Raw genomic sequence first — 25,992 nt, 5'->3', positions numbered from 1 at the left:
GGGAGAGAGAGAATGTCCGACATCACCGTCACGAGCACCGTCGAGGAGCTCGCAGCCGAGGTCGCGCGCCTGCGTGAGCAGGTCGCCGACGCCCAGCGCCTCGCGCAGCGCGCCGAGGACCGCGGCCAGGTCGAGAACCTGTTCAACCGCTACATGCACCTGCACAACGCGTTCCAGGACGAGCAGATCATCCCGCTGTGGGTGAAGGAGGGGACTCCCGGCATCCGGGCCCGCTACACCAACGCCGGCCAGTACACGACGTGGGAGAGCGTCACGCGCTATCACCGCGGCCGGCCCACCCCTGAGGGGAAGCTCATTCTGCACGCGACGACCACGCCGGTGATCGAGGTCGCCGCGGACGGGCAGACCGCGAAGGGGGTCTGGCTCATGGCCGGCACCGAATCGGGACTCACCGATCCCGAGGTCGCCAAGGCCTTCCCCGACATGTACTCGCCCGATGAGGTGCTCGGCAAGAAGGTCTGGGCGCACTGGGTGTGGTGCAAGTACGCGATCGACTTCCTCAAGCAGGACGGCGAGTGGAAGTTCTGGAAGTTCCGCTGCTACGAGCTGGCCCGCGCGCCGTTCGAGGAGAACTGGGTGAGCTTCGGCCTGAAGAACCAGGGCGCCTTCGACCTCGACCTCATGTACTTCGGCGACGACGGCAAGCCCGTCTTCATGCCGCCGGCGGACGAGCCGGTGCCGTCGACGAACCACCCGTACAGCCCGACCACCGTTCAGAAGCTCGAGCCCGTGCCGCCGGTTGCGCACGACACGTTCGAGGACACGTTCAAGTAAGGACAGGCCATGGCCACCCACAACTCCCTCTTCTCCGAGAGCGACGTCCGTCGCACCGGCGACGGGATCGCCGTCTCGGTTCAGCTGCCCTGGTACCGGAGCCTGTGGCTGTCGGCTGTCGATGGCGTCGCCGCGACGGTCGACGGCATCGAGATCCCCGCAGAGAAGCTGCGGTTCGTGCTCGAGGGGCGCGAGTACCGCATCGAGGAGCTGCCCGAGCAGTCCGAGACGCTCTGGTTCGTCGCCGACAAGCCCGAGGTCGTCATCGATCTCGGCCGTGCGCCGGAAGCGGGAGAGAAGCTCACCGTCGAGGTGGTGCTCACGATGCGTCTGCTGTACATGCAGATCATGCCCGGCGTCGACGGCGGTCCCGGTCGCTACGTCACCAACCGCGTGCCGGTCGAGCGCGAGCTGGTGCTGGCATGACGACCCTCCGCGTCGCCATGATCGGGTACGGCTTCATGGGGTCGGCCCACTCGGTGGGCTGGCGCCAGGCGCCGCGCATGTTCGCTCTGCCCGCCGAGGCCGAGATGGCCGTGATCGTCGGCCGCAACGCCGACGCGGTGGCCGAGGCTGCTCACACGTGGGGCTGGGCGGAGTCGGCGACCGACTGGCGCGAGGTCATCGCGCGCCCCGACATCGACATCGTCGACATCGTGACGCCGGGTGACTCTCACGCGGAGATCGCGATCGCGGCTCTCGAGGCCGGCAAGCACGTGCTGTGCGAGAAGCCGCTGGCCAACACGGTCGAGGAGGCGGAGGCGATGGCGGATGCCGCGGCTCGCGCCGCCGAGAACGGCGTGAAGGCGATGGTGGGGTTCACCTATCGCCGGGTTCCCGCGGTGACGCACATGCGCAACCTCATCGCGGAAGGTGTCGTGGGCACGGTGCAGCAGGTGCGTGCCGCGTACCGGCAGGACTGGCTCGTGGATCCGGAAGGACCGCTGACCTGGCGTCTGAAGAAGGAGACCGCCGGTTCGGGGGCGCTCGGCGACATCGGTGCGCACATCATCGACATGACCCAGTTCGTCACCGGCCAGACCGTGGACGCCGTCTCGGGGACGATCGAGACGATCGTCACCCGCCGCCCGATCCTCGGCGAGCGTGTCGGCCTGCTCGGCACCGCGACCTCCGAGTACGGCGACGTCACGGTCGACGACGCGGCGCTGTTCACGGGCCGCCTCTCCGGAGGCGCGCTCGTCTCGTTCGAGGCGACCCGCTTCGCGACCGGCCGCAAGAACGCGCTGTCGATCGAGGTCTCGGGCGACCGGGGCGCGCTCCGATTCGACCTGGAGGACCTCAACACCCTCCAGTTCTACGACCGCACCGAGCCCGGCGATCGTCAGGGCTTCACGAAGATCCTCGTCACCGAGGCCTCGCACCCCTACGTCTCGGCGTGGTGGCCCGCAGGTCACATGCTCGGCTACGAGCACGGGTTCAGCCACCAGGTCGTCGACCTCGTGGCAGCCATCGCCGAGGACGCCGAGCCCCACCCGTCGTTCGCCGACGGACTCTCGGTGCAGCGCGTGCTCGACGCGGTCGAGCGCTCCGCATCCAACGACTCCGCCTGGACCCGCAGCGCCGCGGTCGTCCCGGCGGTCTGACACGATCCACGGAGGAAGCCATGGTTCGACCGATCACGCTGTTCACCGGCCAGTGGGCCGACCTGCCGTTCGAGGAGGTCGCCCGCCTCGCCGGCGAGTGGGGCTATGACGGCCTCGAGATCGCCTGCTGGGGCGACCACATCGACGTGTCGCGGTGGGATGACGCCGCCTACGTCCAGTCGCGCCTCGACATCCTCGAGCGCAACGGTCTGAAGGTGTGGACGATCTCGAACCACCTCGCCGGTCAAGCCGTGTGCGACGACCCGATCGATCAGCGCCACCGCGACATCCTGAACGACCGCGTGTGGGGCGACGGCGACCCGGAGGGCGTGCGGCAGCGCGCGGCCGAGGAGCTGAAGATGACGGCGCGCTTCGCCGCTGCGCTCGGGGTGAAGACGGTCACCGGCTTCACCGGGTCGTCGATCTGGAAGTACGTGGCGCTGTTCCCGCCTGCCTCCGACGAGATGATCGCAGCCGGCTACCAGGACTTCGCCGACCGGTTCACCCCGATCCTCGACGTGTTCGAGGAGGCCGGCGTGCGGTTCGCGCTCGAAGTGCACCCGTCGGAGATCGCCTACGACTACTGGACGTCGAAGGCGACGCTCGAGGCGATCGGCCGCCCGGGAGTGTTCGGGTTCAACTTCGACCCGTCGCACTTCATCTGGCAGCAGCTCGACCCGGTCGCGTTCGTCCTCGACTACGCCGAGCACATCTTCCACGTGCACGTGAAGGAGTCCGTCACGAACCTCGACGGCCGAAACGGCGTGCTCGGGTCGCACCTTCCGTGGGCGAACCCTCGGCGCGGGTGGACGTTCGTCTCGACCGGCCACGGCGCCGTGCAGTGGAATCCGCTGTTCCGTGCGCTCAACGCCATCGGCTACGACGGCCCGACGAGCGTCGAATGGGAGGACGCCGGCATGGACCGCCTCGTCGGTGCCGAGCAGGCCATCGCCTTCGTGCGCGACCTCGCCGAGATCATGCCCCCTCACGCCGCCTTCGACGCCGCGTTCTCGACCAGGTAGCGATCCCGCACCTACACATCCGACACGCAAGAAAGCAGCTACACGATGACGTCGTCCACGCCGACGGGCCCCCCGAGGGTCAAGTGGAGCTACATGGACCACTGGCGCAGCCAGGGGCCCGCCGGTCCCATCGATCAGTGGCAGTCGCGCCGCGCGATGACCCGATTCCTGAGGCAGGTCGCGGCCGTCGGATTCGACGCGATCGACACGTTCGACTTCCGGTACTGGCAGATCCTCGAGCAGTACGGCTCCGTCGCGAACTACCAGGAGTTCGTCCAGGAGCAGGGCCTCGAGCGCATCGTGAACACGTTCCACGGCGTGTACTACAGCCCCGAGCGCTATGCCCCCGAGGTCCCGGCGACGCATGACACGATCCTCGAGGACTTCAAGGTCACGATGGACCGGTGGTCCGGCATCCAGCTCGACAACATCATCGTGATGCCGGGTTCACGCTTCTTCGACGAGGTCGGAGTCAGCGACGACGGGCTCAAGCACGCCGCCGAGGTGTGGGGCAAGGTCGGCGAGATCACGCAGCAGTACGGCGTGAACCTGACCTGCCACCACGAGTTCTACGGCGGCATCCGCACCCGCGCGCAGATCGACACGTTCTACGACTATGCCGACCCGGCATTCGTGAAGTTCTTCGTCGACACCGCCCAGCACTGCATCGCGGATGTCGATCCGGTCGACGTGTACGAGGCGCACCACAAACGGGTGACGGGGTTCCACTTCAAGGACACGCGCACCCAGGACGTGAACGAGGACTACCGTCTCTGGCCGGATGCCGAGCTCTCGGCCGTCACCACCGAGAAGTGGTTCTACGAGATGGGCACGGCCGAGGGTCTCGTGGACTTCGAGGCGATGATGCGCTCCGTGCGCGATCACGGATACTCCGGCTGGATCAGCGTCGAGCACGACAAGGCCGACAAGCTGGGCGGTGACTACGCCGAGAGCACCGCGATCGCGCGCTGGTACGCGAAGAACGTGCTCGACGGCATCTACCAGGAGGGCGCGGAGTGACCGGCATCCGATGGGGGTACGCCCTCAATCAGTGGGACACGAACATCGACGCGTTCGTGCGCAAGCGCGACCACGAACGGGCCTTCAAGACCATCTCGATCAGCGGTTTCAGCGGTGTCGAGCTGACGGCCGTGAGCTTCGGGCCGTGGGAGCCGTTCGGAAGCCCCGATGAGATCACCCACCTGTATGGCTCGCTCGACGGTCTGCGGTCGTTCCTGGGGGACTGCGCTCTGGAGGCGGTCAGCAGCTACGTCTACGACCCCTCGGTCGGCTTCGATGTGGAGATGGGGCGCGGGCCGGATCCGCTGGACCCCGACGCCCGCGAGCGGATCGTCGCCACCGCGCTGTGGTTCGCCGACGCGCTGCAGCGGCTCGGCGGAGAGGTGCTCGTGGTCCGCGCTGCCGGCTCTGCCTGGCAGACCGGCGCCCTGAGCGACGAGCAGATCGCGACGTTGGCGCGCCTGTGGGACGAGGTGGGTCGGCGGATCGCCGAGGATGACGTGCGCCTGGCGCTGCACGTCGACTTCCTCTCGGCGCTGCGGCTCGCCGACGGCATCGATCGCCTGCTGGCAGCCACCGATCCGGAGTTCGTGGGCCTCGCGGTGGACACCGCCGAGCTCGCGGTCGCCGGGATCGACCCCGTCGCCTTCTTCCGCGCGCACGCCGACCGCGTGCGGCACATCCAGCTCAAGAACGCACGTCACGTCGTCGACGAGGCCGAGGCGCTCACCCCGCACGCGGAGCAGTTCGTCCGCACCGAAGGCGGAGCCCGCCAGATCGAGCGGTGGTTCTTCGAACCCAGCGATGAGGGCGGACTGGTGGACTTCGAGGCGTTCGCCGACGCGGTCGCCGCGTCGGGCTACACGGGGTGGATCGTGGTCGAATCCGACCAGAGTCCGCACCCCGCCGAGAGTGCCATGGTGAGCGGCTGGTACGTGCAGCGGGTGCTGCGGCCGATCGTGGAGGGTGGAAGGGCGGCGTGATGACGGACGTGCTGAACGTCCTCATCCTGTCGGGCCACATGACCCGCGAGCACGACAACGAGTTCCGCAGCTTCCGCCAGCACAACACCTGGCTGACCACGCTGCTCGAGGACACCGGACGCTTCCGCGTGCGCGTCGTCGAGGATCCGCGCGGCCTCGGGGTGGAGATCATCGACAAGTACGACGTCGTGATCGTCGTCTTCGAGGGCCGCGACGGCTACCACGAGAAGGCCGTCGGGTTCGGCGCCGAGACGGATGCCGCGCTCCTGAAGTTCGTGCACGACGACGGCAAGGGCATCGTGTGGTTCCACGGCTCGGCCGCGCAGGAGGACGACTGGGGCTACCCCGACGAATACAACGTCATGCGGGGCTCGCGGCTCACCGTCGCGGGCGGCCTGCGGCCGCGGCCGTGGGGTGAGGCGCAGCTCGACACGGTCGAGCCGCGGCATCCCATCACCGACGGCATCAGCGCGCGGTGGACCGTGACGGGCGACGACATCCTCACCGGCGTCGAGATCCTCGACGGTGCGCGGGTGCTGCTGACGACGTTCGACGATCTCGAGTCGTACGAGAAGGCGCCGATGTGGCCGATGTCGCACTATCCCGTGGCGATCCCGCCCGAGGGCATCGCGGCGCTGCCGGGCATGAACACCGACCAGCCCATCGCGTGGATCAACGAGTACGGAGCGGGCCGGTCGTTCACGATCACCATCGGGCACGACATCGACACGTTCCGCCGGATCGAGTTCATCCGCATGTTCCCGCGTGGAGTCGAATGGGCGGCCACGGGCGAGGTCTCCCTCGACGGACCCGACCGTCGGGGCGAGCGGCGGTTCCTGCCCTGGCCGTACTACAACGGCCAGGGCTGAGCCTGCGCGAGATGATGCCCGGCTCCCCGTGATCGGGGGCCGGGCATCATCGCGTCAGGATGCCGCGAGCTCCCCGCGCGCGAGGGCGAGGTGGGCACGCGTCATCTCGGTCGGGTGCTCATCGAGCCACTCGTGGCCGCCCCATTCGCTGCAGAGCGTCCCGGTGAAGCCCGCGGCGCGAAGCTCCTCGCCGACGCGGCGGATCGGCGTCGACACGCGTCCGTCCTCGTCGTCCAGGTCCCAGAACTTCAGATGGATGCCGCTCACCAGCGGCAGCACGCCACGCAGGTCTGCGGCCTCCGATCGTCCGAACCGCACCAGCATGTCCATGAAGAGCGTGTGCGCGGAACCGGGCACGGCGCCCGAGCGCAGCAGCTCGACGACGGCGCCCTGGGTCGACGGATCGCGCCACTGCGTCTCGAGCAGGCGGACGAAGTCCTCGGGCAGTCCGTGCGCCCGCAGGCGCTCCAGGTAGGTGACCGGCAGTGCGGGCATGAGCATGCTGATGTCGATCAGCACGCGGATGCGCGGATCATCCAGCTCGGCGATGTCGGCGAAACCGGATGCCGCGGCATCCGGCGTCTGGTGTCCCTGGGCCTCTTCGAAGAGGGTGATGTCGAGGTCGTGGAGGATCGGGAGGAGCCGGTGCAGCAGGGCCGGTCCCGCCTGCCCGAGCGGGACCCGCGCGCCGACGGCACCCAGGCGCGCGGCCGCCTCCAGCTGGGGCACGAGGAACGCGAGACGCTCGTCGTCGGTGCGCCGCCGCCCGTCGGGGGTCCAGTCGTCGATGCTCGCCCCCACGATCGAGGCGCGTCCGCCGTGCGAGGCGAGCGCATCGCGGAGGTCGTCGATCTCCCGATCTCCCGGGGTGGGGAACTCGCGACACACCTGCCCGGCCTCGATCTCGATGGTGTCGGCCGTACCGCCGGCGACCACATCGACAGCGATCTCCGCCGCCGAGCGATCGGCGCGGGCCACCTCGGGTGTCCAGTTGAACGCCGAGGCGGCGAGCGTCCATCCCGGAGCGAGCCCTGCCGCGGGAGCGAACGCGGGCTCCTCTCGATCGGCGGCGCGCGCCGGTGTGGCCGGGGGTGCGTCGCCGGCTCGCGCGACGAGGCGACGCGCGTCCCGGAACGGGAGGACGAGCGGGCCGTCCGGTCCCGCCGGAAGGTAGGGGATCGCGAGCGCGAACGACACCGTCACTTCGTGCGGGCCGGGGCGGATGGCCTCGTCGCTGTGCAGCGCGATGCGGTCCTGCACGTGCCACCACGACGCGTCAGCGGCATCGACGTGCACGTCGACGCTCTCGCCATCGATCCGGAGGGACACGTCGCGCAGGCTCTCGATGGGCAGTGAGCGGATCCACGGCAGGCCGACCCGCAACTCGAAGCCGTCGTCGGTGATCCTCAGCGCGTCGTCGCGCAGGGTCGAATTCGTCATAAGACAGGAATCTACCTGCTTATGTCGCTTTAAGGAAGAAGTGTCAGGATGCTCCGCGCACGGCGTCGATCGTCGGACGCCCGTCGGCGAACCAGCGGGGGAAAGTGACCTCGAACAGCTGCTCCCGCGCCAGCTCCGCCCCGCCGCGGACCGGTTCCGCCGGGTCGTTGTGCGACTGCGCGATCGTGAGGTCGCGCGTCGCGAGCGGAAGGGACAGCTCGTACACGCGCTGCCTCACCTCGGCCAGGTAGATCTCGCCCGCCGATGCGACGGCGCCGCCGATCACGATCACGCCCGGGTTGAAGACGTTGACGAGCGTCGCGATCGCCTCACCCACGACATGCGCGGACTCCTGCACCAGCGCGATCGAGAGTGCGTCGCCGTGCTCGGCGTGCTTCGCGATGATCTCCGGCGAGAGCGGTTGCTCCTCGAGTGCGAGACGGCCCGAGGCGCCGTCGGCGACCCGCTGCTCGGCATCACGGACCATTGCCCAGCCGCCGGCGACTGCCTCGAGGCATCCGACCTTGCCGCAGCGGCAGGCGGCGTTGGAGTCGCGCACGCGCACGTGGCCGATGTCGCCCGCGGCACCGTTGGTACCCCGGTGGAGGTGGCCCTGCGAGAGGAGTCCGGCCCCGATGCCCGACCCGATCTTGCAGAAGATGAGGTTCGTGTCGTGCGCGCCGCGACGTGCGCGCTCGCCGAGCGCCAGAAGATTCACATCGTTGTCGACCCAGGTCGGTGCATTCAGATGCTGCTCGAAGCGACGTCGCACGTCGAAGCCGTTCCAGCCCGGCATGATGGGCGGAGCCACGGGGCGGCCCGTGGTGAAATCCACCGGACCGGGGACGCCGACGGCGACCGCCCAGACGGGGGCATCGCCGGTGCGGTCGAGCAGCTCGTCGACGGCCGCGAGGACTTCGTCGAGCGTGTCTGCGGGGCCGCGGGCGATGTCCCACTGCTGATGCTTCTGGTCCACGACGTCGCCGTCGAGATGGGCGATGCCGATGTGGAAGTGCAGGGCGCCGAGAGCGGCGACGACGATGCGGCCGGCGTTCGAGCGGAACCGCAGCGTGCGGGGAGCGCGTCCGCCCGAGGAGGGGCCGAACTCGCCGTCCTCCAGGAACCCCATGGCGATCGCCTGGTCGACCCGCTGCGTCACCACCCCCCGGCCGAGGCCGGTCAAGCGTCCGATCTCGGGACGCGTCGACGCCTCGCCTGTCCGCACCATGTTGACGATGCGAAGGAGACTCGTGACTTCGTCGGTCTGTGCGCCGAATCGCAGGGTTGACTCGCTGGCCATGGTTGATTCTGACACAACATAGGCACACTATCGCGCACATTGATACGTACTATCGCCACAACCGAGGCAACTTTAGTGAGCTTCCCACGTAACCTCGTGAGTGTCGGCGAGGAGGCTGTGGTGACAGGAGTCGGGATCATCGGGGCGGGTCCAGGTGTGGCAGCTCTGCACATGCCCACGGTGGCGCGCCTGGGCCGGCGCTTCGACGTCGTGCACGTCAGTGATGCGGGCAGCGGCCGCGCGCGGGCCCTCGCTCAGCGCGCCGGCGCCGCGTGGTCCCATGGCGTCGACGACCTGCTGGCCGATCCCGGTGTCGAGGTCGTCGTCGTCGCCAGCCCTCCGCACCGGCATGCCGAGCAGGTGCTGTCGGCCATCGCGGCCGGCAAGCGGGCGATCCTGTGCGAGAAGCCCCTCGCGCTCACGCACGCCGAGACCGACGCCGTCGTGGATGCCGCACAGGCCGCCGGCGTCGCCCTCGTCGTGGGCACGAACCACCTCTTCGATCCCGCGTGGGGCAGCGCCAGGCACCACGTCGCCGCGGGCGGTCGCATCCGAACCGTCTCCGTCACCGCGGCCCTGCCGCCCAACATCCGCTACCACGAGCTCGTCACGGAGCCCGCGCCGATCGCCGCTTCCCGACCGGCCCGCGATCTGACCGATCGCCACGTCCGCGCAGGCATCATGCGCCAGCTCGTGCTCGGCCTGCTGATCCACGATCTGCCTCTCGTGCGCGACCTCGCACCGCATGAGCCCGAGGTGGTCTTCGCGCGCCTCGTCCCTGCGCCGATCGGATGCGCGATCGGGCTGCGCGCGGGCGAGGTGCTGGTGCAGCTGACGGCGGCGCTGCTCCCAGCCGGGGCGGAGGCGCAATGGCGCATGACCGTGGGGACGACCACCGACCAGTTCGAGATCGACTTCCCGCCGTCGTTCGTCCATGGCGGCAGCGCGCGGGTGCGCGCCTACGGGGACGGCACCCGGGAGACCGTCTATGCCGCACACCCGGAGGACGGCTACCTCGCCGAGTGGCGGGCGCTGGCATCCGCGATCGACGGGCAGGCGCCCGTCGACCACGAGGACCTCCGCGCGGACGCCCACTTCGCCATCGACATCGCGGACGACGCCGCAGCCGCGATCCTCGCCGGGGCGTCCGCATGATCGGCGTGCGCACGGACCTCGACGAATACCGGGCTGCCGTCGCAGAACTTCCCGCGACGGCTGCGCTCTCCGACGCCGCCGACTCGATCGCCGTGGTCCGGGGCGCGGCGGGGTGGGCGCGGACCGTCCTGCATGCGGTGGCGTCCGGCGCGCGCGCCGTCGTGGTGGACGCTCCGGACTCCGCGAGCGGCGACCTCGATGCGCTCGCCGGATGCGCGGCGCCGATCGTCTTCTCCCGACGGGGGCTGCGCGCCGACGCGGCTGCGGATGCCGCTTCCTCCGGTAGGCCGGCTGCCGTGACCGTGCAGCTGCAGGCGCCGCGCGGCGGCCTGCGCGCGGCCCTGGTGGACGCCGTCGGCTGGGCGCGCGTCATCGCCGGGGCGGACCTCGCGATGCACGCGGCCGCCGGGGACGATCGTTCTGCGCTCGTGGACCTCGCCTACGACGGCGGTGGTGCGGTGCTGATCGGCTCGGAGCGGCTCGACGCGCGCGGCATCCTGCGTCTGCGAGCCACCTCCGTGGCTCCCGAGCGGGTCGACGTGGTGACGGACGGGATCGCCGCGACGGTGACACGGGCCACCCCGGCCGGAGAGCTCGTGCTCCCGCGCCGATGGGAGGCGCCCGCGCGATTGGCGCTGCGCAGAGCGGTGGCCGCCCTCGAGGAGGGCGCCGCCATCGACGACCTCTCGCAGTGGCGGCACGACGCCGCCCTCGCCGAGCGTGCCAGGGCGGCGAGCTCGGCCGAGCTGTATCAGTGAAGCTGATTCCTGCTATTGGCACAATCCACTTCCCTTATGTCTAATCCCGACGAATAGTGGATGAGTACTGGAAAGGACGGACGATGACGTCGACTGGGCCCGCAGCCCCCTTCGCCCTCGCGCGATACCGCGAGGGCACTTCCGTGCAGCTCGGACTCGTGGCCGGTGATCGCATCCGGCCCCTCACGCCCGATCAGCTCGGAGCGGTCGAGCTCAACGACTTCCTGGCCGCCCCCGACTGGGACCGCCTCGCCGCGGTCGCCGCGTCTCCGGGCGACGACTGGATGCCGCTCGCCGATGTGACACTGACCGCGCCGGTCCAGCCGCGCCAGGTGCTGCAGGCCGGAGCGAACTACCGGCAGCACGTCATCGAGCTGGTCGCGGCCGGCCTCACGAACAACACCGACCGCACGCCGGACGAGGCGCGCGCGTTCGCTGCCACGATGATGGACGACCGCGCCGCCAACGGCGAGCCGTACTTCTTCATCGGGCTGCCGGCCTGCGTCGTCGGGGATGACGTGCCGCTCGTGCTCCCCGCGTACAGCGACGTGCACGACTGGGAGCTGGAGCTGGCGATCGTGATCGGCGCCGAAGCGTTCCAGGTCTCACGTGACGATGCCATGGCACATGTCGCCGGCTACACGATCGTGAACGACATCACGACCCGCGACCTCGTCTTCCGCAAGGACATGAAGGAGATCGGCACCGACTGGTACCGCTCCAAGAACGCCCCCGGCTTCCTGCCGACGGGCCCCTTCCTCGTGCCGGCGCCGTTCGTCGACGGGGGAGCGGTCACCGTCACCCTCGAGCTCAACGGGCAGGTCATGCAGAACGGCAGCACCGACGATCTGCTGTTCGACATCGCCGCGCTCGTCTCCGGCGCCTCGCAGACCATGCCCCTGCTCCCGGGCGACATCCTGCTGACCGGCAGCCCGGCCGGCAACGGCCAGCACTGGAAGCGGTTCCTGCGCGACGGCGACGTCATGACCGGCTCGATCACGGGGCTGGGCGCGCAGGTCGTCCGCTGCGTCGCTCCCGGCGGTGCGGCGTGAACCCGTCCGAGATCCCTGCCGAGATCGATCGGCAGAATCCGGATGCCGAGATCCGCGCCCGCGCGGAGGCCTACCGGAACTGGGGGCGCTGGGGTGAGGACGACGTGCTCGGCACGCTGAACTTCATCACCGGCGAGCAGCGGGTGGCCGCGGCATCCCTCGTCCGCGAAGGACGGGTGATCTCGCTCTCGCAGTCGTTCGACATGGACGGCCCGCAGAAGGGGTGGCGCCGGCGCACCAATCCGGTGCACACCATGCTCGACACGGGCACCGACGCCGAGCGCGGCACCCAGGGGTTCCCGCACGGCATCGGCGGAGCGGACGATGTGATCGCGATGCCGCTGCAGTGCTCGACGCAATGGGACGGCCTCGGGCACATCTTCGACAACGGCTTCGCCTGGAACGGGCGACGCGCGGGCGAGGTCGTCACGAGCCTGGGCGACGCGATCACCGGAATCGAGCACGCGGCCGATGTGATCGTCTCGCGCGGGGTGCTGCTCGACGTCGCCCGCCACCTCCGCCCCGAGGCGGGTGAGCTCGAGGACGGCTACGCCATCAGCGCCGCCGACCTCGACGCGACCGCCACCGCCGCGGAAGTCACCGTCGGCCGCGGCGACATCGTGCTGGTGCGCACGGGGCGCCTCACGCGCGCGCGGCGCGAGGGCTGGGGCGAGTACGCCGGCGGCCCCTCGGCGGGTCTGTCGCTGACGACGGCCGCGTGGCTGCACCGCACCGAGATCGCCGCGATCGCGACCGACACATGGGGCTTCGAGGTGCGCCCCAACGAGTTCGACGTGCCGTCGTTCCAGCCGCTGCACCAGGTCGTCATCCCCAACATGGGACTCACCGTCGGCGAACTGTGGGACCTCGACGAACTCGCCGAGGCGTGCGCCGCGCAGGGACGATACGAGTTCCTGCTCTCGGCGGCGCCGCTCAAGATCACCGGCGCGGTCGGGTCGCCGATCAACCCGGTCGCCATCCTCTGACCCGACCCCCGCACACAGCAACACAGCCACAGCAAGAACAGAGAGGTTCTGACATGACCGCAGTCACCAAGGTCGCCGTCGCCGGCACGGGCGCCGCCGGACTCGCCACCGCCATCCAGCTCGCCAAGGCGGGGGTGACCGTCGACGTCTTCGAGGCCAAGCCCGAGCTCAGCGCCCTCGGCTCCGGCATCACCCTCCAGGGCAACGCCCTCCGTGCGTTCGACACCCTGGGCGTGTGGGACGCCGTCAAGGAGAAGGGCTACTTCTTCGAGGGCTTGAACCTGCGTGCGCCGGGTCCCGACGCGCAGGTCGTCGCCGCTCTGCCGGAGGTGCAGACGGGCGGTCCCGACTACCCCGCGTGCGGGGGCATGTATCGTCCCGACCTCGCCCAGATCCTCGTTGCGCGCGCCGCGGAGGTCGGTGCGACCGTTCGCTTCGGCGCGAGGGTGACCGGTCTCGCCGACGGTGAGGACGGCGTCGAGGTGTTCGTGAACGAGGAGTCCGCCGGCACGTACGACCTGCTCGTCGGCGCGGATGGCCTCAACTCGACCGTGCGCGACCTCATCGGCATCGAGACGAAGCCGGAGTCGACGGGCATGGGCATCTGGCGTGCGTTCGTCGCCCGGCCCGCCGAGGTCACCACGAGCGAGCTGTACTACGGCGGTCCCGTCTACATCGCTGGCTACACGCCGACCGGAGAGGACACCATGTACGCCTTCCTCGTCGAGGAGGCGCAGGATCGCTTCGGCGTCAGCGACGAGGAGGCCGTGCAGATCATGCTCGACGAGTCGAGGGCGTACAACGGCCCGTGGGCGTCGATCCGCGAGAGCCTCGCATCGGGCGCGCACGTGAACTACACGTGGTTCACGAAGCACATCGTCGAGGAGCCGTGGAACCGGGGCCGGGTGGTGATCATCGGGGATGCCGCGCACAGCTGCCCGCCCACGATCGCCCAGGGTGCTGCGCAGGCGCTCGAAGACGCGCTCGTGCTGACGGAGCTGCTGGTCGCCGCCGACGGCATCGACCAGAGCCTGTGGGACGTCTTCCACGCCCGCCGTCTGCCGCGTGCGACCGCCGTGGTCGAAGCGTCGGTGCAGCTCGGCCAGTGGCAGATCGAGCACAACCGCGACGCCGATGCCGGCGGCCTGATCTTCGGCATCTCCCAGCAGATGGCGCAGCCGGCATGATCACCGACGTCCACGCGCATCTGCTCCTCCCCGGTCTCCACGCCGAGGTGGAGCGTCGCGCACCGCAGCAGGTCGCGGAGGCCGGCGCGCTCGAACTGCGCCGCAATGGGGCCGCGAGCCTCGCCGTCTCCGGCCCGATGGTGGGCGCGCGCGTGCCGAGGCTCACCGACGTGAACGTGCGACTGTCCGAGATGGATCGCCAGGGCGTGGACCGCCAGTGGGTGTCGGTGTCGCCGAACCACTTCTACCCGTGGGCCGACGAGGACCTCGCGGTGTGGGTCGCGGCGGAGACCAACCGCCTGGTGGCCGAGCATGTGGCGCTGGCCCCCGAGCGCCTCGTCGGACTCGGCGTCGTGCCGCTGCAGCATCCCGATCGCGCCGTGGCGGCCCTCGAAGACGCGGTGCTCGGCCACGGACTCGCCGGTGTCGAGATCTCGTCGTTCGCCGGCGACGTCGAGCTGTCCGACGAACGCCTCGAGCCGTTCTGGGCGCGGGCGGCGGAGCTCGGCGCCATCGTCTTCCTGCACCCGTTCGGCTGCTCGCTCGACGAGCGACTCGACCGGTACTACCTCGCCAATACGGTCGGCCAACCGGCCGAGAACGCGGTGGCGCTGTCGCACCTCATCTTCTCGGGTGTGCTCGACCGGCATCCGGCGCTGAAGGTCGTCGCCGCCCACGGCGGCGGATACCTCCCGACCGCCATCGGTCGCAGCGACCACGCGTGGCGGGTGCGACCGGACGCGCGGCAGTGCGAGCACGAGCCGTCCTCGTACCTCAGGAAGATCTGGTTCGACACGGTGGTGCACGATCCGATGGCGCTGCGCCACCTCATCGAGAACGCCGGGGCGTCGCAGATCGTGCTGGGCAGCGACTACCCGTTCGACATGGGACTCGACGACCCCGTCGGCTTCCTGCGCGCCGCGGGCCTGCCCGTCGAGATCCAGCAGCGGATCCTGTCGCGCAATGCGGACGCCCTGCTCCCGACGGCGGTCCGCGCATGAGGATCGCACGCTGGATCCACGCCGGCGAGGTCGGCGAGGGGTTCGTCGAAGGCGACTCGGTCGTGTCGTTCCCCGAGTCGCTGACGGTCGCCGCCGTGCTCCAGCGAGGACTGGATGCCGCGCACGCGCTCCGTGCGCAGGCCCTCGAGCAGGCGCCGACCGAGGCCGTGCCGCTCGCCGAGGTCACGCTCCTCGCGCCCGTCGTCCCCGCCTCGGTCCGCGACTTCGTCGCGTTCGAGGAGCATGTCGAGGGCGTGTCCGCCGGCGTCGAGGGCACGAGCCACGTCGCCGACGAGTGGTACCGGGCCCCCACCTTCTACTTCACGAACCCCCACACGATCCTCGGGCCCGGCGAGCCGGTGCGCCCGCCGGTCACGCAGCGTCTCGACTTCGAACTGGAGCTCGCCGCCGTCATCGGCGGCGTGGATGGATCGGACGGTGCCAACCTGACGGCCGCGGCCGCGGCATCCCACGTCTTCGGCTACACGATCATGAACGACTGGTCGGCGCGTGATCTGCAGGGCCGCGAGATGAAGGTGCGGCTCGGCCCCGCCAAGGGCAAGGACTTCGGCACGTCGCTGGGCCCGTGGATCGTCACGGCCGACGAGTTCGAGCCCTACCTCGACGACGACGGCTTCCTCGCGGTGCGCGCCGAGGTGCGCATCAACGGCGACCTCATCGGCGAGGACCTCGTCTCGAACATGGGCTGGCCGTTCCCGGTGCTCGTCGCCTACGCGTCGCGCAACTCCCGGGTCGTCCCCGGCGACGTCCTCGGATCCGGCACCGTCGGAAACGGCGGGTGCCTCGGCGAGCTGTGGGGCCGCAACGGCTCGCTCACCCCGGCCCCGCTCGTCGAGGGGGACGAGGTCTCGATGAGCATCGAGGGCATCGGAGATCTGACCGCGAAGGTCGGCGCCGTCGTGCCCGCTCCCGAGCTTCCTGCCGCCGTCGCGCGCCCGCGCGATCGGCACCGCATCACGAACTGAATCAAGAAAGAGGGATCGACGATGACGGAACGACTCGTTTCCCACCTGCGCTACGCCGCATTGGCCGTGCCGAACTTCGAGGAGGAGCGCGACTTCTTCAAGAAGTACTGGGGCCTCACCGAGGTCCACTCCGGCGACGGTCTCAGCTATCTCGCCGCCGAAGGCTCCGACGAGCCCTACATCCTGCGCCTGCGTGACGGCGAGAAGCGCATCGATCTCGTCGGGTTCGCCGTGGCGAGCCGCGACGACCTGCACAAGCTCGCCGACAAGCTCCGCGGTGAGGGTGTGCAGTTCGTGCACGAGCCTCAGGACCTGGCGAGCTTCGAGGGCGGCTACGGCTTCCGCGTGTTCGACGGCGACGGCCGCGTGCTCGAGTTCTCGGTGGGCTACCAGACCCGCCAAGCCCGGAAGATCCGCGAGCGCGAGCCGATTCCGGCGAAGCTCTCCCACGTCGTGTTCAACTCCGCCAACCTCCAGCAGTCGGCCGACTGGTACATCGAGCATCTCGACTTCTCGATCTCGGACTCGCTCGTGCGGCCCGACGGCGGCCCCATGATGCACTTCATGCGCTGCAATGCGACGCACCACTCGCTCGCGATCGCGCAGGGCCCGCACCACTCGCTGCACCACCTGTCATTCGAGATGCGCGGCATCGAGGAGTGGATGCGCGGCGCCGGCAAGATCCTGCGCTCCGGCGCGCGCATGATCTGGGGCCCCGGTCGCCACAACGCCGGCGACAACACGTTCGCGTACTTCCTGAGCCCCGCCGGCAACACGATCGAGTACACGACCGAACTCGCCGTGCTCGACGAGGAGACGTGGGAGCCGCACCGGCTCGACATGACCCAGGTCTCCAGCCAGGACCAGTGGGGCACCGCGCAGGCGATGAGCGAACTGATCGCCCGCGAGTCGTTCAACGACATCGACAAGGGCCTGTACGTCGCGCCCCCGGTGTGACCTGCAGCCTTCGGAAGGGACACGGATCATGACACGCATCCACTTCGCCGCCGACAGCAGCGGCTACGAGCTCGGCCGGTCGCTGGAGGCACGCGCGCGCGCGGCCGGCCACGAGGTCGTCTGGCACGGCTCGGACGAGATCGACCCGGGCGACGACTACCCGATCTACGCGATCCGCGTCGGTCAGGCCGTCGTGACCGACCAGGACGCCGGCGTCGACGCCTTCGGCGTGCTCGTCGTCGACGAAGGTGCGGCGGGCATCGTCGCGGCGAACAAGGTCAACGGCGCACGCGCGGTGGGCGCGGCATCCCCCCGCGCCGCGGCCGGCACCCGCGCGGTCGTCGACGCGAACGTGCTGGTGCTGGAGGGCATCGCCTTCGAGGAGAACGCGTGGCTCACCGTCGCCGCCTTCGTCACCTCGTCGCTGCCGCACTCGGTCGACCGCGGTCGCCAGATCCTGCAGATCGAGGAGTACGAGAACTCCGGCACGATCGAGGGCTGGGCGGTCCAGCTCGAGCCCGAGCAGATCGCGATCTCCCACGAGTGACGCGATGAGGCTACCCGGACTCGACGGTCGCGTGATCGTCGTCACCGGTGCCGCGCGGGGTCAGGGCCTGGCCGAGGCCCTGCTCCTCGCGCAGTGCGGCGCGCAGGTGGTGGCGACCGACATCGTGGATGCCGCGCCCACAGCCTTCGCCGACACGACGATCGAGTACCGGCGGCTCAACGTCGCCGACGAGAGCGCGTGGGCGCGGCTCGCGGGCGAACTGCGCGAACGGCTCGGTGACGAGCGGCTGCGCGGCCTCGTCAACAACGCCGGAATCACCCACCGTGCGCGGCTGGGAGCCGTCGAGCGCGCCGACTGGGATCGCGTCCTCGCCGTCAACGTCACGGGGGCCATGCTCGGCATCCAGGCACTGACGCCACTCATGGGCGACGGCTCGTCGATCGTGAACGTCGGCTCCTCGGCGGCGCTCAACGGGCACTACCCGGTCGCCTACACGACCTCGAAGTGGGCGCTGCGGGGGTTGACCCATGTCGCCGCGACTGAGCTGGGTCCGCGGGGAATCCGGGTCAACATCATCCATCCCGGTTTCATCGAGACCGAGATGACCGCGAGCGCGGGGCCGGCTATGCGCGAGGCGCAGCTGGCGGCGACGCCCCTGGAGCGCACGGGGCACGCGGACGAAGTCGCATCCGGCGTCGCGTTCCTGCTCTCCGACGCTGCGACGTACGTCTCGGGTGCCGAGATCCCGATCGACGGCGGCTCGACGTCGTCGGCCGGCGCGAAGATCATGGCGGATCGCATCGCCAGGGCCGCATCTCCGGTCGAGCGGTGACCTCTTATGTGGATTTCAGGCAGAAGAAGGTGTAATGTCGACGATGACGTCGGGGTCTGAGTCCAGACCCGTTCTGCCGCGGGAAGGCCCGCGTCAGGCACACCTGGTCGCGTCGACGGCCCGATCTCTCGGGCGAAGCCGAATGCCACTCTCTCCTCTCAGACTTCGCATCCTCGTCGTCTCCCTCCTGACCGTCTCGTTCCTCGGAGCGCTCGATCACACCGTCGTCTCGACCTCGCTCGCCACCGTCGCGGGCGAACTGGGCGCCCTCGAGCAGATGGCGTGGGTCGTCGTCGGCTTCACGCTCGCCGCGACCGTGCTGCTGCCGGTGATCGGAAAGCTCGGCGACGTCGTCGGACCGCGACGGGTCTTCCTGGTCTCGCTGGCCATCTTCATCGCGGCGTCGCTGATGTGCGGCTTCAGTCAGGACATGGTCCAGCTGGTCATCGCCCGTGTGCTGCAGGGGATGAGCTCGGCCGGCCTCCAGCTGATGTCGCACACGATCGTCGCGTACGTGGCTCCGCCTCGCGACCGGCCGCGTCTGCTCGCGATCGTCGGCGCGGCCTTCCCGGTGGCGATCGTCGTCGGTCCCGTGCTCGGGGGCCTCATCACCGACTTCTGGGGCTGGCCGTGGGTCTTCTGGATCAACGTTCCGGTCGGTCTCGCCGCTCTGGGGATCGCCGTGTTCGCGATCCCGCACATCGCACCCGGTGCCCGCCCTCGATTCGACATCGCCGGGGCGGTGACCTTCACGATCGCCATGGTCGGGCTGGTGCTCGGCGTGACCTGGATCGTCGATCCCGCGGCATCCCTCACCGCTGGCGCGGCCTTCGTGATCGCCGCTGTCGCGTTCGCCGCATTCCTCGTCATCGAGCTGCGCGTCGACGAGCCCATCGTCCCCCTCCGCGCCTTCCGCAACCGCACGATCGCCGCCGGCGTCGCACTCTCGGCGATCATCGGCCTGGGGCTGTTCTCGGTGGTGGCCTACCTCCCGACCTACTTCCAGATGGCCTACGGCACATCGGCGACGGTCTCCGGGCTCGTGCCGATCGCGACGGTGTTCGGCATGCTGGTCTCGAACCTCGTCACGGGCCACCTCGCCAGCCGGACCGGCCACTATCGGGTCTATCCGATCATCGGCACCTCGCTCGGGGCGGCGGGGCTGTTCGTCATGGCTCTCCTGCCCGACGGTGCACCGCTGTGGGTCCCGGCAGCGGGGATGGCGGTCGTCGGACTCGGCACCGGATGCTTCATGAGCCTGGTGCTCGCGGTGGTGCAGAGCGCGGTGTCGCGCGGCGAGATCGGTGCCATCACGGCGACCACGAACCTCGTGCGCCAGATCGGCGCGACCACCGCGACGGCGGTCATCGGCAGCGTCATCGGCTTCGGTGTCGCCGCGCGACTGCCCGCCGGTCTGGATGCCGCGTCGCTGACTCCGGCGGTCGTCCACAGCTCCTCGGCAGCCGTCCAGGCGGACGTCGCCGCGATATACCACGACGTGCTCGCGCCGGTCTTCCTCGCGCTGTCCGCCGTCTACGCACTCGGCATCGTCGCCGCGCTCATGCTGCCCGGCGGCACCCTGTCGGATCGCCTCGAACCCGAGCCATCCACCGCCACCGCAGCGCCGAGTCGCGCATGAACCCCGACCTCGACCCGGACCGCCTTCTCGAAGGAGAGATCATGAGCACCACCCCCGTCGTCGCCGTCGTCGGATCCGGCCCCATCGGATCGGCCTACGCCCGACTCATCGTCGAGGGTTCGTCCGACGCGCGCGTCGTGATGTTCGAAGCGGGACCGCAGCTGACGGCGATCCCGGGCGAGAGCGTGCGGAACATCGCCGATCCCGCCGACAAGGAGCGCGCGCGCGAGATGTCGCAGGGGCCGCAGGCCGGCGCGTTCCGCGAGAGCCTCGGCATCCCGGCGGGCGTCGTCGTCGAGGGCATGTTCACCGCCCGCGGCGGCACCCACCTCCTCGACTTCGGGGGAGAGGGAGCCGCGCACGCGCAGGCCTTCCCCGCGGCGGCCGCGGCGACCAATGTCGGCGGTCAGGGCGCCCACTGGACCTGCGCGACGCCCGCACCGTCGTTCAGCGAGCGGATCCCGTTCATCCCCGACGCGGAGTGGGACGGACTCATCGCCGAGGCCGGGCGGCTGCTCCACGTGCAGAGTGCGGCCTTCGCCGACTCGGCCGTGGGCGAGGCGATCCGGGCCCTCCTCGAGGAGGAGTACGCCGGTCAGCTGCCCGCCGGCTACGGCCCGTCGACGCTCCCCGTCGCCGGCGACCCGCAGCCCGACGGCACGATGCGGTGGGCCGGCGCCGACGCGGTGCTCGGATCGCTCATCGAAGCGGGGCACCCCCTGGCCGAGCGCTTCGAGCTGCGCGACCTCACCCTGGTGCGCCGCGTGGAGCGCGACGGCGACCGCGTGACCGGGGTCACCGTCGAAGACCTCCGCACGCACGAGACGTCCTTCGTCGCCGCCGATGTCGTCGTCGTAGCGGCAGACGCCTTCCGCACGCCCCAGCTGCTGTGGGCATCCGGCATCCGCCCCACCGCGCTCGGGCGCTACCTCACCGAGCACCCCATGGTCATCTCCACCGTCGCGCTCGATGCCGACACGATGCGCCGCTTCGCGACCGAGGAGGACCTGGACGCCGAGAAGGCCCGCCGCTCCGTCAATCCGGCGGACCCCGTCGCCGCGGTCAACCGCATCCCCTTCTCCGAGCCCGACCACCCGTACTCGCTGCAGGTGATGTACTCCGAGAGCACCCCGTTCCCCATGCCGGCCGGCGCCGCCTACGCGGACAACCGCTGGGGCTACGTGAACATGGGCTACGGCATACGCAAGCGTCCCCGCGTCGAGGACGGGGCCATCTTCTCCGACGACGAACTCGACTACCGGGGGATGCCGAACTTCACCATCGAGTACGCGCTGACCGACGCGGAGATCGCCGAGATCGACGCAGCCACCGAGCGCCTGCGCCGCACCGGCGGAACGCTCGGGCACTTCGTCGCCGAGCCGCGACTGCTCCCGAACGGCTCGAGCCTGCACTACATGGGCACGACCCGCATCGGCGAGACCGATGACGGCACGTCGGTCGCCGACCCCTATTCGCGCGTGTGGGGCGTCGACGGCCTCTACGTCGGCGGCAACGGGACGATCCCGACGGCGAACACGGTCAACCCGACCCTCATGAGCGTCGCGATCGCCGCGCGGGGGGCACGCGCTCTCCTTGCGACTCTGGGCGCGCGCGTGGAGGCGGCCGCCGCTTCCCCCCGCTGAGGTCGCCTCGACGGGGCGGCCGCGCCTGCGGGCGGCGTCACGGTCGTCGGCCGCCCGCGGTGCGCAGCCTCAGCCGGGGATTCCAGCCGCCTGCGCCAGGCACGCCGCACCGACGAGCGGGGCTTCGTTCCCGAGACCGGCGCGCACAGCGCGCACGTGCCGTCCGCCGGGCAGCACGGCGGCGGCGCGGGCGGCCGCCTCGACGAGCTCCACGTAGTCGGGCGCCGCGAACGAGAAGCCGCCGCCGATCACGAACAGCCGGATGTCCAGGAGGGCGCTCACGCCCGCGACGGCCTGGCCGACGGCTTCGGCCGACCGCTCGATCGCGGCGCGGGCGGTGGGGTCGCCGGCGGCGGCGTCGTGGGCCAGATCCTCGCCCGAGTCGCCGATCCACCCGTGCTCGCGCGCCCAGGCGACCGAAGCCGGCCCGGAGGCGAGCTCCTCCACGGTGCCCTCGCGCGCACCGTGACGGGGAGCGTTCGGCGAGAGACGCAGCTGTCCGATGTGGCCGGCGTTCCCGGTGGCGCCGGGCACCGGGCGGCCACCCAGGATGATGCCTCCGCCGACACCGGTGGAGACGACCATCGACATGCTGTCGGCGATGCCCCTCGCCGCTCCGAATCGCGCCTCGGCGAGGGCGATGCACGTTCCGTCGAGCGCCAGGTGTGCGGGCACGTCGTCCACGATCGCGGCGCGCACACTGGCGACGAGCGGAAACCGGTCGAGCGGCAGATTCAGCGGCGAGACGGTGCCGGCGTCGCGGTCGATCGGTCCCGCGCTGCCGATGCCCGCAGCCGCGATCGGCCGGTCGGCAGACGTTTTCGCGCGCACCACGACCTCGCGCACGGCGGCGTCCACCTCGGCGGCACCGGCGGCAGGGCCGGTCGGCGCACGGTGGCGGGACCCGGGCACGATGGCGCCGTCCTCGGTGACGAGGGCGGCCTCGACCTTCGTACCGCCGAGATCGACGGCGAGGGTGAGTGTCTCCATTGCGATGCTTCCTGCCGAGATCTGGTCGCGGGTGGCCGAGAGGCGGCCCCACCAACGCTACGCGCCCCCGCGCGACTCGGACGGTGCGCGCCGGGCATTGACGGGCCGCGCGCGGCATCCTGTGCGTTCGCCGGGACCCGAGACGGGATGCCGAGACCGGCGTAGCCTGGGGGCATGAGCCGTCACCGTCGCCCGCTCGATCGCCCCGCGCTGTGGGGCGCGGCGGTCGCGGTGCCGGCCGTGGTGGCCGCAGCGATCTTCGTGCCGATCGCGGCAAGCGGTGCGGTGGATCTGCCCGACAAGACCGTCGAGGAACTGATCGCGTTCGCCCACGAGAGCGACGTCGATGCCCTCAGCGGCACGATCGAGCAGACGTCGGAGCTCGGCCTGCCCGACCTGGATGCTCTGACCGGCGCGCTCGGGAACGCCGGCGACGCGCGCGGCGACGGCCCGTCGGAGGCCGACCTCGACGACCTCGTCGCCCTCCTCACCGGATCGCACACCGCGAAGGTCTACCTCGACGGCGAGCAGGCCCGCCTGCAGGTGCTCGACCAGCTCGGCGAGCGCAACGTGTACGTCGACGGGGCGGCCGAGCAGGTCTGGTACGTCGACAGCGAGACGCAGACGGCGACCCGCGTCACGCATACCCCCGGCGATTCGCCGACCGAGCCGCGCGCGCAGGACGCGCTGCCCACTCCCGACGCGATGCTCGACGAGGCCCTCGCGCGACTCGACGAGACCACCGAGGTGTCGGTGGGCACCGACTCGCGCGTCGCCGGGCGCGACGTGTACGAGCTCATCATGGTGCCGCGCACCGCCGACACGCTCGTCGGTGAGGTGCGCTTCGCGATCGACGGCGAGACCGGGGCTGCGCTCGCGGCATCCATCACCGCGCGCGGAGCGGGCGAGCCCGCGTTCGAGATCGCGTTCACGCAGGTCGATTTCGCGGCGCCCGATCCCGCGGTGTTCGCCTTCGAGCCGAGCGACGCGATGACGGTGGCCGAGAAGGAGATCGCCGGTCACGATCGCGGCGACGGGGAGCACCCGGAACGGGGCACGGGAGAGGATGCCGCGCCCGCCGTCTATGGTGAAGGCTGGTCGACCGTGGTCGAGATCGCGGCGCCGGAGGCAGGCGGCGACGCCGCACCGGCGCCCGACCAGCAGGCGATGCTCGAGAGCCTCACCACCCCGGTCGAGGGCGGCCGCGCGATCGAGACCGCGCTGGTGAGCGTGCTGCTCACCGATGACGGCCGCGTGCTGGTGGGTGCGGTGCCGGCATCCCGTCTCGTCGACGCAGCCCAGACCGGACGCTGACGGACCGCCGGTGACGAACCCGCCCTCGGTGAGCCCGTCGGGGCGGGGCGAGCTGGCGATCGAGACGCACGGTCTCACCAAGCGATTCCGCGCGCAGACCGCGGTCGACGGCGTCGATCTCGCGGTGCCTCGGGGCGCGGTCTACGGCTTCCTGGGCCCCAACGGCTCCGGCAAGACGACCACGATCCGGATGCTGCTGGGGCTCCTCCGCGCCACCGGGGGCGAGGCGCACGTGCTGGGCGCCCCGATGCCGCGGGCCCTCGACACGGTGCTGCCGCACGTCGGCGCCCTCGTCGAAGGACCGGCGTTCCTGCCGTACCTCAGCGGCGCGCGCAACCTGCACCGGTTCGATGCGGCCGACCGGCATTCCTCCGCCCGCACTCGGGTGGCGCGGGTCGCCGCGGCGCTCGACCGAGTCGGCCTCACGCACGCCGCGAACAAGAAGGCGCACGCGTATTCGCTCGGCATGAAGCAGCGACTCGGACTCGCGAACGCGCTGCTCATGCCCCGCGAGCTCCTCGTGCTCGACGAGCCCACGAACGGGCTCGACCCGCAGGGCACGCGCGAGGTGCGGGCCCTGGTGCGCTCGCTGGCCGCCGACGGCACGACGGTGTTCGTATCCAGTCACCTGCTGGCCGAGGTGGAGCAGCTGTGCACCCACGTCGGCGTGATGAGCGGCGGGCGGCTGGTCGCGCAGGGCACGCTGGAGGAGTTCCGCCGCGCGGGCGCCGACCGCCGCGTGCACGTGCGGACGCCCGATGTGGATGCCGCGCACGCCGTTCTGGCGGACCACGGCGTCGCGCTCGATGCGCGGGGTGCGGCATCCGACCCCGAACTGATCACCGGGGTGATGACGGACGGGGTGCCTCCCGAAGCCGTTGTCGCGGCGCTGGTGACGGCGGGAGTGCGCGTGCGCGGGTTCGAGGTCGTCGGCGAGACCCTCGAGGAGCGGTTCGTCGAGCTGACCGGGGAGGGATTCGATGTCGTCGCCTGATGCCGTGGTCGCGCCGGTGCCGGAGTCGCGCCGCGCCGGCGCGGGGTCCGGCACCCTCGGTCTCATCGGCGACGAGCTCGCCACGCAGTTCCGGCGCTGGCGCACCGCGGCGATGCTGGCGGCGCTCGCGCTCATCCCGGTCCTGCTCGGCGTGGCGACGCGGCTGGTCGGCGGGCCGAGCGCCGGCCGCGGCCCGGCCTTCCTCGATCAGATCACCGGCAACGGGCTGTTCGTGGCGCTCGCGTCGCTGGTGGTCGCCATCCCGCTGTTCCTGCCCCTGACGGTGAGCGTCGCCGCCGGCGATGCCGTCGCCGGTGAGGCGAGCCACGGAACCCTGAGGTACCTGCTGGTGGCGCCGGCCGGACGGGTGCGCCTGCTCCTCGTGAAGTACGTCGCCGCGATCGTATTCTGCCTCGCCGCCACGCTCACGGTGATCGTCGTCGGCCTGATCGTGGGGTGGATCCTGTTCCCGGTGGGGCCGATCACCCTGCTGTCGGGGGCTCAGGTGTCGATGGGCGAGGGCGTGCTGAGGCTGCTCGCGATCGGTGCCTACGTGGCGGTGTCGCTCAGCGGCCTCGCCGCGATCGGGCTGTTCCTGTCGACCGTGACCACCGTGCCGATCGGCGCGATGGCGGCCACCGCGCTGCTGGCGGTCACGGCGCAGATCGTGGGGGCGATCCCGCAGCTCGACGCCGTGCACCCGTGGCTGTTCACTGACCGCTGGCTCGACTTCGGCGACCTGTTGCGCTCGCCGATCGTGTGGGACTCCTTCGCGGGGAACGCGCTGCTGCAGGGCGCGTACATCCTCGTGTTCGGGGCCGCCGCGATCGCGCGGTTCGTCACGAAGGATGTTCTGTCGTAGCCGCGTCGGCGGCGGGGCGCGAATCGCCGTTCTGGTCGTGGGGCGCTTGGTGCGGCATCCACCCACGCGAACCCGTCGCCACTGACCCCCGAACG

At 70.7% G+C, this 25,992-nt stretch carries 25 protein-coding genes; 22 read left to right on the top strand and 3 right to left on the bottom strand.

The features are described from left to right. The first annotated feature begins 12 nt into the window (after positions 1–12). Genes HQM25_RS14245 through HQM25_RS14215 form a run of 7 tightly spaced genes read left to right on the top strand, consistent with a single transcriptional unit; the run spans position 13 to position 6,293 of the window. Positions 13–795 carry a nuclear transport factor 2 family protein gene (locus HQM25_RS14245; protein ID WP_172990833.1) on the top strand — a complete coding sequence of 261 codons (783 nt, stop codon included), beginning with the start codon at positions 13–15 and terminating at the stop codon, positions 793–795. Between the two features lie 9 nt (positions 796–804). After that, the gene (locus tag HQM25_RS14240; RefSeq protein WP_172990832.1) at positions 805–1,221 is read left to right on the top strand and encodes a C-glycoside deglycosidase beta subunit domain-containing protein; all 417 of its coding nucleotides are present in this window, start codon (positions 805–807) and stop codon (positions 1,219–1,221) included. Further along, positions 1,218–2,399: a Gfo/Idh/MocA family protein gene (locus HQM25_RS14235; RefSeq protein WP_172990831.1), complete on the top strand. Its 1,182-nt coding sequence runs from the start codon at positions 1,218–1,220 to the stop codon at positions 2,397–2,399. Before HQM25_RS14240 ends, HQM25_RS14235 begins: the two co-directional genes overlap by 4 nt. Positions 2,400–2,419: 20 nt before the next feature. Further along, on the top strand, positions 2,420–3,421 hold the full coding sequence (locus HQM25_RS14230; RefSeq protein WP_172990830.1) for a sugar phosphate isomerase/epimerase family protein: 1,002 nt from the start codon (positions 2,420–2,422) through the stop codon (positions 3,419–3,421). A gap of 45 nt (positions 3,422–3,466) precedes the next feature. After that, on the top strand, positions 3,467–4,441 hold the full coding sequence (locus tag HQM25_RS14225; RefSeq protein WP_172990829.1) for a sugar phosphate isomerase/epimerase family protein: 975 nt from the start codon (positions 3,467–3,469) through the stop codon (positions 4,439–4,441). Beyond that, complete coding sequence (locus HQM25_RS14220; RefSeq protein ID WP_172990828.1) at positions 4,438–5,424, top strand: sugar phosphate isomerase/epimerase family protein; 987 nt, start codon at positions 4,438–4,440, stop codon at positions 5,422–5,424. The genes HQM25_RS14225 and HQM25_RS14220 overlap by 4 nt, the downstream gene beginning before the upstream one ends. Further along, complete coding sequence (locus HQM25_RS14215; protein ID WP_172990827.1) at positions 5,424–6,293, top strand: ThuA domain-containing protein; 870 nt, start codon at positions 5,424–5,426, stop codon at positions 6,291–6,293. Before HQM25_RS14220 ends, HQM25_RS14215 begins: the two co-directional genes overlap by 1 nt. Positions 6,294–6,347: 54 nt before the next feature. Here HQM25_RS14215 and HQM25_RS14210 read toward each other — a convergent pair whose 3' ends face one another. Both HQM25_RS14210 and HQM25_RS14205 read right to left on the bottom strand, forming a co-directional pair. Continuing rightward, positions 6,348–7,733 carry a restriction endonuclease subunit R gene (locus HQM25_RS14210; RefSeq protein ID WP_254359361.1) on the bottom strand — a complete coding sequence of 462 codons (1,386 nt, stop codon included), beginning with the start codon at positions 7,731–7,733 and terminating at the stop codon, positions 6,348–6,350. A gap of 43 nt (positions 7,734–7,776) precedes the next feature. Further along, positions 7,777–9,033, bottom strand: a complete 1,257-nt coding sequence (locus HQM25_RS14205) for an ROK family protein (RefSeq protein ID WP_172990826.1) — start codon at positions 9,031–9,033, stop codon at positions 7,777–7,779. Positions 9,034–9,108: 75 nt separating this feature from the next. On the opposite strand from HQM25_RS14205, the gene HQM25_RS14200 reads away from it, so the two are divergent. The 12 genes from HQM25_RS14200 to HQM25_RS14145 all read left to right on the top strand — a co-directional run bounded on the left by HQM25_RS14200 (position 9,109) and on the right by HQM25_RS14145 (position 21,737). After that, positions 9,109–10,188 carry a Gfo/Idh/MocA family protein gene (locus HQM25_RS14200; RefSeq protein ID WP_367948274.1) on the top strand — a complete coding sequence of 360 codons (1,080 nt, stop codon included), beginning with the start codon at positions 9,109–9,111 and terminating at the stop codon, positions 10,186–10,188. Further along, on the top strand, positions 10,185–10,946 hold the full coding sequence (locus HQM25_RS14195) for a hypothetical protein (RefSeq protein ID WP_172990825.1): 762 nt from the start codon (positions 10,185–10,187) through the stop codon (positions 10,944–10,946). Before HQM25_RS14200 ends, HQM25_RS14195 begins: the two co-directional genes overlap by 4 nt. Before the next feature lie 83 nt (positions 10,947–11,029). Then, complete coding sequence (locus tag HQM25_RS14190; RefSeq protein WP_172990824.1) at positions 11,030–11,998, top strand: fumarylacetoacetate hydrolase family protein; 969 nt, start codon at positions 11,030–11,032, stop codon at positions 11,996–11,998. Then, the gene (locus HQM25_RS14185; protein ID WP_172990823.1) at positions 11,995–12,984 is read left to right on the top strand and encodes a cyclase family protein; all 990 of its coding nucleotides are present in this window, start codon (positions 11,995–11,997) and stop codon (positions 12,982–12,984) included. Before HQM25_RS14190 ends, HQM25_RS14185 begins: the two co-directional genes overlap by 4 nt. A 53-nt stretch (positions 12,985–13,037) precedes the next feature. Next, positions 13,038–14,171, top strand: coding sequence for an FAD-dependent monooxygenase (locus HQM25_RS14180; protein ID WP_172990822.1), 1,134 nt, complete (start codon positions 13,038–13,040; stop codon positions 14,169–14,171). Continuing rightward, positions 14,168–15,172: an amidohydrolase family protein gene (locus HQM25_RS14175; protein ID WP_172990821.1), complete on the top strand. Its 1,005-nt coding sequence runs from the start codon at positions 14,168–14,170 to the stop codon at positions 15,170–15,172. The genes HQM25_RS14180 and HQM25_RS14175 overlap by 4 nt, the downstream gene beginning before the upstream one ends. After that, entirely contained in the window at positions 15,169–16,158 is a 990-nt protein-coding gene (locus HQM25_RS14170; protein WP_172990820.1) for a fumarylacetoacetate hydrolase family protein, read from the top strand. Before HQM25_RS14175 ends, HQM25_RS14170 begins: the two co-directional genes overlap by 4 nt. 21 nt (positions 16,159–16,179) lie before the next feature. Next, positions 16,180–17,115, top strand: coding sequence for a VOC family protein (locus HQM25_RS14165; RefSeq protein WP_172990819.1), 936 nt, complete (start codon positions 16,180–16,182; stop codon positions 17,113–17,115). A gap of 28 nt (positions 17,116–17,143) precedes the next feature. Continuing rightward, positions 17,144–17,662 (top strand): RpiB/LacA/LacB family sugar-phosphate isomerase, encoded by a 519-nt coding sequence (locus HQM25_RS14160; RefSeq protein ID WP_172990818.1) that lies wholly within the window; start codon positions 17,144–17,146, stop codon positions 17,660–17,662. A 4-nt stretch (positions 17,663–17,666) separates the two neighbouring features. Continuing rightward, a complete protein-coding gene (locus HQM25_RS14155; RefSeq protein ID WP_172990817.1) occupies positions 17,667–18,455 on the top strand; it encodes an SDR family NAD(P)-dependent oxidoreductase in 789 nt (262 codons plus the stop codon). Between the two features lie 142 nt (positions 18,456–18,597). Then, on the top strand, positions 18,598–20,094 hold the full coding sequence (locus HQM25_RS14150) for an MFS transporter (protein ID WP_172990816.1): 1,497 nt from the start codon (positions 18,598–18,600) through the stop codon (positions 20,092–20,094). A 41-nt stretch (positions 20,095–20,135) separates the two neighbouring features. Next, positions 20,136–21,737: a GMC oxidoreductase gene (locus tag HQM25_RS14145; RefSeq protein ID WP_172990815.1), complete on the top strand. Its 1,602-nt coding sequence runs from the start codon at positions 20,136–20,138 to the stop codon at positions 21,735–21,737. Between the two features lie 69 nt (positions 21,738–21,806). Here HQM25_RS14145 and HQM25_RS14140 read toward each other — a convergent pair whose 3' ends face one another. Further along, positions 21,807–22,727: an ROK family protein gene (locus tag HQM25_RS14140; protein WP_172990814.1), complete on the bottom strand. Its 921-nt coding sequence runs from the start codon at positions 22,725–22,727 to the stop codon at positions 21,807–21,809. A 174-nt stretch (positions 22,728–22,901) separates the two neighbouring features. Between HQM25_RS14140 and HQM25_RS14135 the strand changes: the two genes are divergently transcribed. Genes HQM25_RS14135 through HQM25_RS14125 form a run of 3 tightly spaced genes read left to right on the top strand, consistent with a single transcriptional unit; the run spans position 22,902 to position 25,897 of the window. After that, complete coding sequence (locus HQM25_RS14135) at positions 22,902–24,041, top strand: LolA family protein (RefSeq protein WP_172990813.1); 1,140 nt, start codon at positions 22,902–22,904, stop codon at positions 24,039–24,041. A 10-nt stretch (positions 24,042–24,051) separates the two neighbouring features. Next, positions 24,052–25,035 carry an ABC transporter ATP-binding protein gene (locus HQM25_RS14130; RefSeq protein ID WP_254359357.1) on the top strand — a complete coding sequence of 328 codons (984 nt, stop codon included), beginning with the start codon at positions 24,052–24,054 and terminating at the stop codon, positions 25,033–25,035. After that, positions 25,022–25,897: an ABC transporter permease gene (locus tag HQM25_RS14125; protein WP_172990811.1), complete on the top strand. Its 876-nt coding sequence runs from the start codon at positions 25,022–25,024 to the stop codon at positions 25,895–25,897. The genes HQM25_RS14130 and HQM25_RS14125 overlap by 14 nt, the downstream gene beginning before the upstream one ends. Positions 25,898–25,992: the final 95 nt, after the last annotated feature.

Source organism: Microbacterium hominis (assembly GCF_013282805.1).
Taxonomy (GTDB): domain Bacteria; phylum Actinomycetota; class Actinomycetes; order Actinomycetales; family Microbacteriaceae; genus Microbacterium; species Microbacterium hominis_B.
This window is presented reverse-complemented; position numbering and strand designations above follow the sequence as displayed.